Origin of the sequence: Marinobacter manganoxydans MnI7-9 (assembly GCF_000235625.1) — a bacterium.
Taxonomy (GTDB): Bacteria; Pseudomonadota; Gammaproteobacteria; order Pseudomonadales; family Oleiphilaceae; genus Marinobacter; species Marinobacter manganoxydans.
This window is the reverse complement of record NZ_AGTR01000085.1, coordinates 327,502-339,978: the sequence shown is the minus strand read 5'-3', so window position 1 is coordinate 339,978 and position 12,477 is coordinate 327,502. Positions and strand designations below refer to the sequence as shown.

Below are 12,477 nucleotides of genomic sequence, written 5' to 3'. Positions count from 1 at the left end.
CCTACCGACAACAGAAGTAAATGACTTATTCAACTCTGACAAGACCCTCTTTGTGCCAGCCCAGACGGCCAGTTTCAACAACCTGGCGACGAATTCCCGGCACCGGCCGGATCATGAAAAGATCGCCGTTTCGGCCCACCATGGCACGGGGTACACCAGTTGCTTTGGCAATGTCAGCGTGCGCTTCCATGTGTTCAGCCTCACCATGAACCGGAATGGCAATGGCAGGCTTTACCCATTTATACATTAACTCCAGCTCTTCCTGCGCGGGATGACCTGAAGCATGAATTGGCAAATCAGCATCCTCGGCCGTGATTACCCTCACCCCCAACTCTTTCAGTCTGGTCACCAGCGCCTCGATGGATTCCTCGTTGCCGGGGATGGCGCGAGCGCTGAAGATTACCGTGTCGCCCGCCTCCAGCTCAAAATCCGGATGGGTACCAGAGGCCAGTCTGCGCAGAGCCGTTCGCGGCTCGCCCTGACTGCCCGTGGCCACGGCCAGTACTTCGTCCCGCGGGAGATACCCCAGATGTGCCGGATTGATCAACTGGTCAGCCGAATCCCACAGCCCTGCAGCCCTGGCGGCGCCACTCATATTGATCAAAGACCGGCCCAATAAACCCATATAACGGCCGGTTTCCCTGGCGATTGAGGCCAGAGTATGTAATCGGGCGATATTACTGCCAAAACAGGTCACTACAACGCGGCCTTCGGCGGAGCGGGTCGCTCTGAGCAATCCTTGATGCAAGGCCGCCTCGGATACCGAGTGACCCGAGACTGTGGCGTTGGTGGAGTCACACACCATGGCGTTCACGCCCTCGTTTGCCAGATCGGTGAAGGTTTTTGGCGAATAGCCATGGCCTACCAGCGGCTGCTCATCCAGCTTCCAGTCACCGCTGTGGAAGATGTTACCGGCGGCGGTGCGAATCATCAGGGCATTAGGGTCCGGGATGGAGTGAGTCAGCGCCAGCCACTGCACGCTGAATGGCCCGATCTGCTTGCTCTGGCCGGTCTCCACTTCGATGATCGGCACCCGGTGCAGCAGGTCGAACTCCGCGAGCTTGCGACGCAGAATTTCGGCCGTGAACCGGCTGGTGTATATCGGGCACTGCAGCAGCGGCCAGAGGTAGGGTACAGCTCCGACATGATCTTCGTGGGCGTGGGTAATTACCAGGCCCGCCAGCCGTTCACGGCGGTCAGCAATGAACGCAGGATCCGCCATTTGAACCGGCGGCTCGCCACGATGATGCACCGTGCCATCAGCAGCAATGCGACCAGGCTTTGGAAAGGTAACACCACAATCCACCATCAACCAGGCACCATCGTGGCCATAGAGGTTGAGGTTCATACCAATTTCACCGGTTCCACCCAGGGGCAGGAACCAGAGATCAGACTGTTCGGGATTCATTCAGCAACTCGGTCCATGTACTTCAACACCAGGTCCTCGTGTATGCCTTCCAGTTCAATCAGTTTCAGCGCCGCCCGAATGTCATCGGCATACTTCAGCACGGGCGAGTTCTTCGCAACAGCGATGTAGGAGCGCTCTCCAGGCACAAAGAACGGTGAAACCTTAACATCCAGCCCCAACTTTTCGACCGCGTACAAACCGACAAGCTCTGGGGCGATCACGACATCTACCCGGCCTTTCTGCATCATCAGCATCAGGTTTTCGTAACGGGGCGCAGGCTCCTTGAGAAGTTTGTCATCAGTATCAAACCGGGAGAAATACGACTCCCCTTCCAGAATACCAATGGCTCGTCCATACAGATCGGCGTAGCGCTCAATGCGGTTTTCTGCGTTAAGGTAAAAAAACAATCGCCGTTCCGGAGGAAATGCCGGCGCCACGAACTCCATGAGCTCGGTTCGTTCGGCGGTCTCCAGGGGCCCCAGCATGACATCCACCTCACCCTGCTGCACCATCCTCAAGACCCGCCGGAAAGGCGCCTCCCGATAATGCACTTTCCAGCCCAACCGATCAGCAATTTCCTGGAAGATATCCACATATAGGCCCGTTGGCTCCCCACCCTCGATAATCCGGTAGGGGGGCGCATGATTGGCACCCACGGTTACCGTCAGCGCTTCCACGGTTTCCGTGCCCTGCTGGGCCGAAACAGGAACCACTAACGCCATCAGAACAGCGGTGGCGAACACTCGCATTCCAGTCATCCTTGCCTGTGAGGTTTTCAGATTCTTATGAGGTCTGGCCATCTGTCTCCAGTATAGACGGTTCAAGATCCGGGATCGTCGGATTTACGTACTGACGGTTGAATTCAGTCACTGATGGCACAACTTCATTATCACAGCAATCAAGAAGCGCCATTCATTCGTCAACGAAAAGGACGGACACCATGAAGATTCTGATGGTTCTTACATCCCATGACCAGATGGGCGACACCGGCCATAAGACCGGCTTCTGGCTCGAAGAGTTCACCGCGCCTTACTACGTTTTCCGGGATGCCGGCACAGACATCACCATTGCCTCACCGAAGGGTGGCCAGCCGCCAGTCGACCCCAACAGCGAGGCCGACGAAGCGCTGACCGAGACCACGCGTCGGTTCCAGCAGGATGCCCATGCCAAGGAATCCCTCGCCAGCACTAAAAAGCTGAGCGACGTGGACATGAACGAATACGACGCGATTTTCTATCCAGGTGGTCACGGCCCGCTCTGGGACCTGGTTAACGACGACAAGTCCATTGCCCTGATCAAGACAGCCTACGAGCAGGACAAGGTGATTGGTGCAGTTTGCCACGCACCAGCCGTGTTCAAAAACGTGGAAGTGAAACCGGGCCAGAACATCGTTGGCGGCCGGGAAGTAACAGGCTTCACCAACAGCGAGGAAGAAGCGGTTGGCCTTAGCGGCGTGGTGCCTTTCCTGCTGGAAGACATGCTGAAGGAAAACACCGCCACCTACACCCGCGGTGACGACTGGGCACCGCACATCGTGGTGGACGGCAAGCTGATTACCGGGCAAAACCCGGCCTCTTCCGAGGGGGCAGCGAAGGCCGTTGTGCAGGCTCTCCAAGAGGCCTGATCCGGCAGTAACTGCAGGATGAATCCAGGGCCAGATGAATTTCATCTGGCCTTCTTTTTTGCTTCCAGCCTACTCCCCTGCGTGACTGATCAACTCGCACGGAGCGCCCCGCTCCAGCAATTGACGAATGTGATCCGGTATCGCCACCTTGCCCATCACCGAAGGCTGAATCAGCACATAGGTGACGTCCGCATCGGCGATATATCCGTCATCCCCATACCGGAAAAACTCCAGATGCAGGGTAAATGAGGTGTTTCCGATTCGCCCGGCGCGAATGCGGGCTTCCAGAACATCGTCAAACTTCGCCGGGGCCTTCCAGTTCACCGTCAGGCTCACAACCTGGATATCCAGGTCCTGATCCAGCAGGTGCTGATAATCGCCAAACAGGGTGCGAATGTATTCGTTGACAGCAATATCAACGAAATCCGCATAACGTGCGTTGAACACCACGCCCTGGGCATCGCATTCACCATAGCGAACCCGGAAGCGAAAACGGAAAGGCAACTCACCAGCCATGACGCGCTCCGATTAAAGTTCAGTTACTGTCGCCAACAGCTTCTCATATCTGTGCTAACGTTTTGAGGAATATCTCAAAAAAGCTGGCCATCGCTATGAGCAACCCCAAGCACACCCTTTTCTGGATGACGCTGTTCCTCGGCGTGGTCGTCATCGTCGGCGCCCTGATCCACAAGCCCCTGATTTCGGCCTTTATGGCCAACTGGGTTTTCAATCTGCTGATTCTCGGGGTTCTGATCATCGGCATCGCCCTCACCTACAGGCAGGTGTTCGTGCTGTTTCCGGAGCTGAAGTGGATTGCCCAGTTCAGAACCGGCCACGCCGGATTGTCCGTGGTCCAGGAGCCCAAATTGCTGAAGCCGCTGGCAAGGCAACTTGGCGAGGATGCCACCAAGGACCGGTTCACACTATCTACCCTGTCTCTTCGAACCGTGCTCGATGGCATTCATTCCAGGATGGATGAGCAGCGGGAAATCACCCGCTATTTCATCAGCCTGCTGGTGTTCCTGGGGCTGCTCGGCACCTTCTGGGGCCTGCTGGGCACCATCAACTCCGTCGGCCAGGTGATTACCGGCCTGGACATGAGCCAGGAAGACTTCGGAAAGGTGTTTGCGGAGCTTCAGGAAGGCCTGCTTACGCCCCTTGAGGGCATGGGTACTGCGTTCAGCTCCTCCCTGCTGGGCCTTGGCGGCTCGCTGATCCTGGGTTTCCTCGACATCCAGGCCGGCCATGCCCAGAACCGCTTTTATGACGGCCTCGAGGAGTGGCTGACCGGCGTCACCAATCTTGTAGATCGTATAGACAGCGAGAAAGACCTGTCATGATCGGATCCAGGCGCCGAAGCCGCAGCACCACCAACGTCTGGCCGGGCTACGTGGATGCGCTCTCGGCTCTGCTGATGCTGGTCATATTCATGCTGCTGGTCTACGTGGTCAGCCAGCTCTACCTGTCCCAGACACTCTCTGACCGGGATACCCAGCTCGCCCGACTCAATGCCCAGTTGAACGAGCTCTCGGAATTGCTCGGCCTGGAAGAAAACAGAAGCGAGGCACTGGAAAATCAGTTAACCAGCCTTCAGGAGCGGAACAACAGTCTGGTCGGTCAGCTGGAATCCACCCGTGAACAACTGATGCGGCAAACCGCCATGGCCGATGCGCAATCGGAGCGGCTGGCCAGCATGGAAGAGTCGATTGACGAGAAAGACGATATATCGGCCAGCCAGCAGGCGATGATCCTGAGGCTGTCGAATCAGATAGCCTCCTTGCGAGAGCAACTCAGGCAGATTGCCTCGGCGCTGGAGCTCCAGGAACAGATGACCGCCGACAAGGAGCAGGAACTGGAACAGGTCAGCAGACGGCTGAACACCCTACTGGCCGAGCGCGTCAACCAACTCGAACAGTATCAGTCCGAGTTCTTTGCCCGGCTGCGGGATATTCTGGCCGGCAACGAAAATGTCCGGATCGTCGGCGACCGTTTCTTGCTGCCTTCCGAACTGTTGTTCGCTTCCGCCTCGGCGGAACTGGGCGAGGAAGGCCGGCAGGAGCTCGACAAGCTAGCCAAACTACTGCTGGATGTTTCCGCCAAGATTCCCGAGGACGTAGACTGGATCCTGAGGATTGATGGTCATACCGATGTCATACCTATCAATACCCCGAGATTCCCCTCGAACTGGGAGCTGTCCACCGCCCGTGCCGTGGCAGTCGTGCGCTACCTTGCAGCGCAGGGTGTACCGGAACGGCGCATGGCGGCGGCCGGATTTGGCGAGTTCTTCCCGGTGGCGGAAGGCACCTCTCCGGAGGCGTTGCAGAGAAACCGGAGGATTGAGCTGAAGCTTACGGATCGTTGATCGGGCGCAGCATAGTACTGCGCCTGATCAGTCGGCGATCAGAAATGAATAACCGTCCGGATGCTCTTACCCTCATGCATCAAATCAAACGCCTTGTTGATGTCTTCCAACGGCATTTCATGGGTAATGAACACATCCAGTGGGATCTCACCCTTTTCGGCTTTTTCCACATAGCCCGGCAGCTCGGTACGACCTTTCACACCGCCAAAGGCTGAACCACGCCAGACCCGGCCCGTAACCAACTGGAACGGACGGGTGCTGATTTCCTCGCCGGCACCGGCAACACCGATGATAGTGGATTCACCCCAGCCTTTGTGGCAGGCCTCAAGCGCTGCGCGCATCAGTTTCACATTGCCTACGCATTCGAAGGTGTAGTCGGCGCCGCCGTCGGTCATGTCGACAATCACTTCCTGAATCGGCTTGTCGTAGTCGTTGGGATTAACCACATCGGTGGCACCCAGCTGTTTGGCGATGTCGAATTTGCCCGGATTGATGTCGACGCCGATAATCCGGCCCGCCTTGGCCATCTTGGCTCCGATGATCGCCGCCAGGCCGATGCCACCCAGGCCGAAGATGGCCACAGTGGCGCCTTCCTCAACCTTGGCAGTGTTCAGTACCGCGCCGATGCCGGTGGTGACGCCGCAGCCAAGCAGGCATACCTTGTCCAGGGGCGCTTCCTTGGGAATCTTGGCCAGGGAGATTTCCGGCAGTACCGTGTATTCGGAAAACGTGGAGCAGCCCATGTAATGATAGAGTGGCTGACCGTTGTAGGAGAAACGGGAGGTACCGTCGGGCATCACGCCCTTGCCCTGGGTCGCACGCACGGCACCACACAGATTGGTCTTGCCAGAGGTGCAGAACTTGCACTCGCCGCATTCGGCCGTGTAGAGCGGAATCACGTGGTCACCCACTTCCAGGTTTTTGACGCCGGGTCCGACCGCCTCGACAACACCGCCACCTTCGTGGCCCAGAATGGTCGGGAACAGGCCTTCAGGGTCAGCACCAGACAGGGTGTAGGCGTCGGTATGACAAACACCGGTGGCAACGATGCGCACCAGAACCTCGCCCTCCTGGGGCGGCGCCACATCGACTTCGACAATTTCTAGCGGCTTGTTGGCCTCAAAAGCCACCGCTGCACGGGATTTAATCACTGTCGGACTCCTGTTGAATTCGGATCTGTGTTTTGGATTTCACGCCACGATGTGCCGGCTGTTCGTTCATTCTAGACGAAGTGCGCAACCAGATGGGCGGCGAAATCTTTTTCGGAACTGGCTCGTATCTTCTCACAGCTGACAGATACCGAGAGAGGAGCTCTTACGTTGCGCACGCTTTACTGGTTTACGCGGGATCTTCGCCTGCACGACAACGCTTCGTTGCTGGCGGCCTCGAAGTCCGACATGCTGCTCTGCCTCTATGTGGTCGATCCGCGCTGGTTTGCGCCCGGTCCCCTGCAGAGCAAGGCGATGGGGGATCATCGGTGGCGCTTTCTTTGGCAGAGCTTGATGGCGTTGGAACGCAGTCTTCGAACACTGGGCCAGCGGCTCCACATCGCCTTTGGGGAGCCGGAAACGGTCATTCCGCAACTTGCGCACGCTCACAGCATTGAACGGGTTGTACGCTCCCGGCTTCCGGGTACCCAGGAGGCCGGTCAGTGGCAAGCCATCAAGGACAGGCTGCCCAAGGCTGTATTCCAGCAATTCGAGACTCTCAGCCTGTTCACCGAGGGTTCCCTGCCGATGGCGCTCGGGGAGTTGCCGGATACCTTCTCCCAGTTCCGCAAGCAAGTTGAGAAAACCGGAGATCGCTGTTCAGAGCGCTTGCGAATCCGCACCCTGACAGCCCTGCCGCCACCGCCGGGATTCCCGGAGGACAATCGCGGCGACTGCCCGCCGATACCGGAACCGGTGCATCCGTTACAGTTTATGGGTGGTGAAGCCGCCGGCCTGGCGCGGCTGCAGGAGTTCCTTTACGACAACCACAGCATTGACCGCTACAAGGAAACCCGGAACGCCCTGGACACCTGGGACGCCTCCTCCAAGTTCTCACCCTGGCTGGCCAACGGCTGTCTCTCGGTCAGGGAAGTAGCAGAAACCATCACCGAATACGAAGCCAGCGAGACCAAAAACGAATCCACCTACTGGCTCTGGTTTGAGCTCCTCTGGCGCGAGTACTTCTACTGGTACGCCCTGAAACACGGCGCCAACCTGTTCCGCCGGGACGGCGTCCAGCGCAAACGTCGGCATGGCACCCTCTACGGCCATCGTTTCAAGGCCTGGTGCCAGGGCAACACCGAATATCCGATCGTGAACGCGGCCATGAACCAGCTGCGTGAAACCGGTTACATGAGCAACCGGGCCAGACAACTGGTCGCCAGTTGTTTCATCAACGAACTCGGGTTGGACTGGCGCTACGGAGCGGCATGGTTTGAGGAGCAGTTGATCGACTATGATGTAGGGAGCAACTACGGCAACTGGCAGTACCTGGCTGGCGTAGGGGCGGACCCGAGAGGCCTGCGGCAGTTCAACCTCGAAAAACAGACGCAGCAGTACGATCCCACCGGCACCTTTATTGACCGCTGGGGCGGGCATGCAGATCAGCCCGTAGGCTTACACACAGTGGATGCGGCAGACTGGCCCCTGTAGTAAAAGGCGAATCGCCATGGCGGAAATGACGGACAACAGCAACTCGGATGCAGCACGGGAGACACTGGCCCGCATCATCGAAACCAGCTCACCTGCAACCCTGCTGAGTTGCGGCAGCCTCGCAACCGAAATATCGCGGATGTGGCAGAAGCACCAGGATGGCGTCGATGTTCGAACTCTCGACACCATCGACCCCAATGCCAGGCTGCACATCGACCGGGTTGCAGATCTGGCGCTGATAACCGGCACCCTGGAACACCTGCCTCATGATGAAGGCGCCTTGCTGCTGGGCCAGCTAAGAAACTATGGCACACATCAGATCGCGGTGCTGGTTGGCGAAGCGCCAGGCTGGGCCTTTACTGATTTCATCGGCCTTGGCTTCCGTCGCCATGCCGAACTGGAAAATGATAACGGCGCACTCACGCTGTACACCTACAATCTGAATACTTACAACCACAAACGGGCCTGGAACAATCCAGAGAACTGGGCCAATCCGGAAATGTGGGGCAAGGCATGGTGGTAAAAAGCACTGAAGTGAACAGTCCGTCTTCTCAGAAACTGAAGCCCAGTACGATCAGGATCGGTACCCGTTACCGGGCCAATCGCCTGAAAGGCCCCTACGACGCCATCGTAATTGGCTCAGGCATCGGCGGCCTGACCACCGCAGCCTGCCTGGCCAAGGCGGGCAAGAAAGTCCTCGTGCTTGAGCAGCATTACACGGCCGGCGGCTACACCCACAGTTACGCTCGCAACGGCTACGAATGGGACGTAGGCGTCCATTACATCGGCGACATGGGCTCTCCCCACACCCTGGGCCGCAGGCTGTTCGATTACATCACCGACGGCAAGCTGGAATGGGCCCCCATGGACGAGAACTACGACCGCTTCTTCCTGGGCGAAAAGGTCGTGAATCTGCGCGCCGGCAAGGAAGGGCTGCGTCTCTCCCTGCTCGATGCCTTTCCAGAAGAACAAGAAGCCATCGACCAGTATGTAAAGCTGCTGGGCAAGGTGGCAGACGGCATGCAGTGGTACACACTCTCCAAGCTCGCCCCCGGCATATTGAGCCCGGTTATCAACAAAGGGCTGGATGTCGTCCTGCCTGACTGTTTCAACAAGACCACGTGGGAGGTGCTGAGCGAGCTCACCGACAACCAGGAACTGATCGGCGCTATCACCGGCCAGTGGGGCGACTGCGGCGTCACGCCCATGCAATCCAGCTTTATGGTCCATGCGCTGATTGCCAAACATTACCTTTACGGCGGCTTTTACCCCGTAGGCGGCGCGTCGGAAATTGCCAAAACCATTATCCCTGTTATCCAGCAGCCCGGCGGTGAAGTCTTTACCTACGCCGACGTCACCAACATCCTGGTGGAGAAAGGCAGGGCAACCGGCGTGCGCATGGCCGATGGCGAGGAAATCCGGGCACCGCTGGTCATCAGCAACGCCGGAGTTATCAACACTTTCGAAAAACTGCTGCCCGCCGAGTCCGCTGAGAAGATCGGCTACAAAAGCAAACGCCAGCACATCATTCCCTCCATGCCCCACATCGGCCTCTACATTGGCCTGAAGGGCACACCGGAGGCACTGGGCCTGCCGCGGACCAATTTCTGGATCTATCCCAGCGCGGACCACGATGGCAACGTGCAACAGTTTCTGGATGACCCGGACAACACCGAGTTCCCGGTGGTCTACATCTCCTTTCCGGCAGCCAAGGATCCGGATTACCAGAACCGCTGGCCTGGCACCTCCACCATCGAGATCGTCGCCCCGACGACCTGGGAGATGTTCGAGCCCTGGCAGGACACCATCTGGGGCAAGCGGGGCGACGACTATGAGGCCCTGAAGCAGAAAATCACCGACCAGTTGCTGGAAGTGATGTACGAGAAACTGCCCCAGCTGCGCGGAAAAGTGGATTACGTGGAAACCTCAACCCCGCTTTCCACCGCCTGGTTCTGCCGTTACGGCCGGGGCGAGCTCTACGGCCTGGACCACAACCCCGAGCGCTTCGAACAGGAGTGGCTGAAACCCAAGACCGACATCCCTGGGCTCTACCTTACCGGCCAAGATATCCTCACCTGCGGTGTCGTGGGCGCAATGATCGGTGGACTGGTCAGCACCCTGGCCATTCAGGGCTTGCGCGGGGCCGGTCTGGCGAAGCGTATTTTCGTGGGGTAACAGGGGTTGCCCAGACCGATTTGCGCCGATTGCGGCATGCATCCGAATATCTGTGTTTGCGAAGCGTGTGCCCCCGTGCGAAACCGCACGGGGGTGACGATACTGCAGCACCCGACCTAGGTCGGCCATGCCAAGGGTACCGTTCGTATCCTCACCCGGTGCCTCGCAAATCTCAGGCTCTTCACAGGCGAAATGCCGGGCGATTTCCATCAGGCCGGGTTTGATTCCGTCGCCGGCAGTCATCACCCGGCCCTGCTGTTTCCGGGGCCCGGCAGTGAGGCGCTCGAAACCTCAGACGTACGCCAGTTCGATCACTGGATCATTCTCGACGGCACCTGGCGCAAGGCCGCCAAAATCCTTCACCAGAACCCGGAACTCTCTGCATTGCCGCGTTTCCATTTCGCCAATCCGCCGGCCTCCGCCTACGCCATCCGAAAGGCGCCCGGAGAACACCGCCTGGCCACGGCAGAGGCCGTTGCCTATCTGCTCAATGTGCTTGAGCCAGAGCTGGATACCCGGCCAATCGCCCACGCCATGCGCACACTGGTAGACAAACAGCTGGCCCAGATCCCGGCCCGGCTGCACAGGCACTACCAATAAACCAGCCGGGTGAGACGACTGGCCAGCTCAAACGTACTCTGGGAACACGTAAGTCAAACAGAGAAACCCCATGTCAGAGCAGTTTGAACCGGCGGACCTCTCCCGCATCATCGAGATGGCGTGGGAGGACCGCACACCCTTCGAGGCCATCGAAGCCCTCTATGGCCTTCGCGAAAAAGATGTTATTCGCCTGATGCGTCGTGAGCTCAAGCCCGGTAGCTTCCGGCTATGGCGCAAGCGGGTAACCGGGCGCAACACCAAACATCGCCAGCTACGACCCGAGGGTGTAGACCGCGGCTATTGTCCGACCCAGTACAAGCACCGATAAACGCCTTGTCATTGGCATTGACGGCGAAGCTGCGCGATCATGAGCACTCAGGCATCAAGCAAGTGAGGAACCCTCTCGATGGCATTGTTCAACCAGAAAAACGCCCGGAAACAACTGGACGCCGAGGCGGGCAAGGTGCATCGGGCGGATCTGGAAACGCTGCTCGACCGCCAGCGCAGTATTGAAGAGAAAGTAAAAGAAAGCGGCAAACTGTCTCGCTTCAGCGCCGACATCAAGCTGATGTTTTCGATGATCCGCGACTACTGGTACGGCAATTACCGGAGCGTGCCGTGGAAAACGATCGCAGCGGTGGCCGGCGCGCTGATCTATGTCATGAACCCCCTCGATGTTATTCCCGACCTGATTTTCGGATTCGGTCTGGTGGACGACGCCGGCGTTGTTGCGCTGTGCCTGAAGCTGGTGGAGTCCGATATTCACCGCTATGCTGCCTGGAAAGAGCAGCAGGAAGAATCTCAAACAGGGCCAGTGCGAATTGATTAATTTCTGAACTGGCGGTATTCTCCCGCCCCTGCTCTTGGGATACCTGAATCAAATCTGGAGTTGTCGTGGATCTAGCCACTCTCATCGGTCTTGCCGGCGCTACACTGCTGATCGCGTCTGCCGTTATTCTCGGTGTTTCACCTGCTGTATTTATCAATCCGGCCTCGCTGTTGATCGTTGTGGGCGGCACCATGTTCGTCGTGCTCGCCAAGTTCAGCGTTTCGCAATTTTTGGGGGCTTTCAAAGCGGCCGCCCGCGCCTTCAAATTCAAACTGCCGGAAACCCAGGCCAGCATTGAGGAGTTGGTGGACATCGCCAACGTAGCCCGGAAAGAGGGCGTGCTGGGCCTCGAAGGCAGGGAGATCAGCAGCCCTTTTTTGTCCCAGGGCATTCAGATGCTGGTGGACGGACAGGACAGCAAAACCATCAAGGAGCTTCTGAACAAGGAGCGTCTGATGACTCTCGACCACAATCGCTCTGGCGCCAAGGTCTTCACGGCCATGGCGGACGTGGCGCCGGCGATGGGCATGATCGGCACACTGATTGGTCTGGTTCAGATGCTGTCGAACATGGAAGATCCCAAATCCATCGGCCCGGCCATGGCGGTCGCCCTGCTGACCACGCTTTATGGCGCCATGATTGCAACCATGTTTGCAACCCCGATAGCCGACAAGCTTTCTCTGCGAATGACCGAGGAAGCACGCATGCAGTCCCTGTACATTGATGCACTGGTTGCCATCCAGGAAGGGACCAATCCCCGTATCATTGAGCAGATGCTTTCAAGCTACCTGCCACCCAAAGAACGTGAAAAAGTGGCCGAAGCAGAAGGCGCGTAAC

The 12,477-nt window shown here is 58.1% G+C and carries 13 protein-coding genes and 1 pseudogene; 10 read left to right on the top strand and 4 right to left on the bottom strand.

Annotated elements, in window-relative coordinates; translation table 11 throughout:
• Window positions 1–25: 25 nt before the first annotated feature.
• Both KYE_RS20120 and KYE_RS20115 read right to left on the bottom strand, forming a co-directional pair.
• Window positions 26–1,408 (bottom strand): ribonuclease J, encoded by a 1,383-nt coding sequence (locus KYE_RS20120; RefSeq protein WP_008177170.1) that lies wholly within the window; start codon window positions 1,406–1,408, stop codon window positions 26–28.
• Entirely contained in the window at window positions 1,405–2,157 is a 753-nt protein-coding gene (locus tag KYE_RS20115; RefSeq protein WP_008177168.1) for a substrate-binding periplasmic protein, read from the bottom strand. Before KYE_RS20115 ends, KYE_RS20120 begins: the two co-directional genes overlap by 4 nt.
• Before the next feature lie 191 nt (window positions 2,158–2,348).
• On the opposite strand from KYE_RS20115, the gene KYE_RS20110 reads away from it, so the two are divergent.
• Window positions 2,349–3,032, top strand: coding sequence for a type 1 glutamine amidotransferase domain-containing protein (locus KYE_RS20110; RefSeq protein WP_008177166.1), 684 nt, complete (start codon window positions 2,349–2,351; stop codon window positions 3,030–3,032).
• 69 nt (window positions 3,033–3,101) lie between these two features.
• Here the strand turns inward: KYE_RS20110 and KYE_RS20105 are convergent, their stop codons facing one another.
• Window positions 3,102–3,548 carry an acyl-CoA thioesterase gene (locus tag KYE_RS20105; protein WP_008177165.1) on the bottom strand — a complete coding sequence of 149 codons (447 nt, stop codon included), beginning with the start codon at window positions 3,546–3,548 and terminating at the stop codon, window positions 3,102–3,104.
• A gap of 95 nt (window positions 3,549–3,643) precedes the next feature.
• On the opposite strand from KYE_RS20105, the gene KYE_RS20100 reads away from it, so the two are divergent.
• Both KYE_RS20100 and KYE_RS20095 read left to right on the top strand, forming a co-directional pair.
• The gene (locus KYE_RS20100; protein ID WP_008177164.1) at window positions 3,644–4,372 is read left to right on the top strand and encodes a MotA/TolQ/ExbB proton channel family protein; all 729 of its coding nucleotides are present in this window, start codon (window positions 3,644–3,646) and stop codon (window positions 4,370–4,372) included.
• The gene (locus KYE_RS20095; RefSeq protein WP_008177163.1) at window positions 4,369–5,394 is read left to right on the top strand and encodes a peptidoglycan -binding protein; all 1,026 of its coding nucleotides are present in this window, start codon (window positions 4,369–4,371) and stop codon (window positions 5,392–5,394) included. Before KYE_RS20100 ends, KYE_RS20095 begins: the two co-directional genes overlap by 4 nt.
• A gap of 38 nt (window positions 5,395–5,432) precedes the next feature.
• Here KYE_RS20095 and KYE_RS20090 read toward each other — a convergent pair whose 3' ends face one another.
• Window positions 5,433–6,545: an S-(hydroxymethyl)glutathione dehydrogenase/class III alcohol dehydrogenase gene (locus KYE_RS20090; RefSeq protein ID WP_008177162.1), complete on the bottom strand. Its 1,113-nt coding sequence runs from the start codon at window positions 6,543–6,545 to the stop codon at window positions 5,433–5,435.
• 168 nt (window positions 6,546–6,713) lie between these two features.
• Here KYE_RS20090 and KYE_RS20085 point away from each other — a divergent pair, with 168 nt between their 5' ends.
• From KYE_RS20085 to pomA, 7 genes and pseudogenes are all read left to right on the top strand, one after another.
• Entirely contained in the window at window positions 6,714–8,036 is a 1,323-nt protein-coding gene (locus KYE_RS20085) for a DASH family cryptochrome (protein WP_008177161.1), read from the top strand.
• A 16-nt stretch (window positions 8,037–8,052) separates the two neighbouring features.
• Window positions 8,053–8,559 (top strand): DUF6231 family protein, encoded by a 507-nt coding sequence (locus KYE_RS20080; protein ID WP_008177160.1) that lies wholly within the window; start codon window positions 8,053–8,055, stop codon window positions 8,557–8,559.
• On the top strand, window positions 8,550–10,211 hold the full coding sequence (locus KYE_RS20075; RefSeq protein WP_008177159.1) for a phytoene desaturase family protein: 1,662 nt from the start codon (window positions 8,550–8,552) through the stop codon (window positions 10,209–10,211). Before KYE_RS20080 ends, KYE_RS20075 begins: the two co-directional genes overlap by 10 nt.
• Window positions 10,212–10,346: 135 nt before the next feature.
• Window positions 10,347–10,811: pseudogene (locus tag KYE_RS20070) on the top strand (DTW domain-containing protein); the annotation flags it as partial.
• A gap of 70 nt (window positions 10,812–10,881) precedes the next feature.
• Complete coding sequence (locus tag KYE_RS20065) at window positions 10,882–11,139, top strand: TIGR03643 family protein (protein ID WP_008177157.1); 258 nt, start codon at window positions 10,882–10,884, stop codon at window positions 11,137–11,139.
• Between the two features lie 78 nt (window positions 11,140–11,217).
• A complete protein-coding gene (locus KYE_RS20060) occupies window positions 11,218–11,640 on the top strand; it encodes a YkvA family protein (protein WP_008177156.1) in 423 nt (140 codons plus the stop codon).
• A gap of 65 nt (window positions 11,641–11,705) precedes the next feature.
• Window positions 11,706–12,476 carry a flagellar motor protein PomA gene (gene pomA / locus KYE_RS20055; RefSeq protein ID WP_008177154.1) on the top strand — a complete coding sequence of 257 codons (771 nt, stop codon included), beginning with the start codon at window positions 11,706–11,708 and terminating at the stop codon, window positions 12,474–12,476.
• Window position 12,477: the final 1 nt, after the last annotated feature.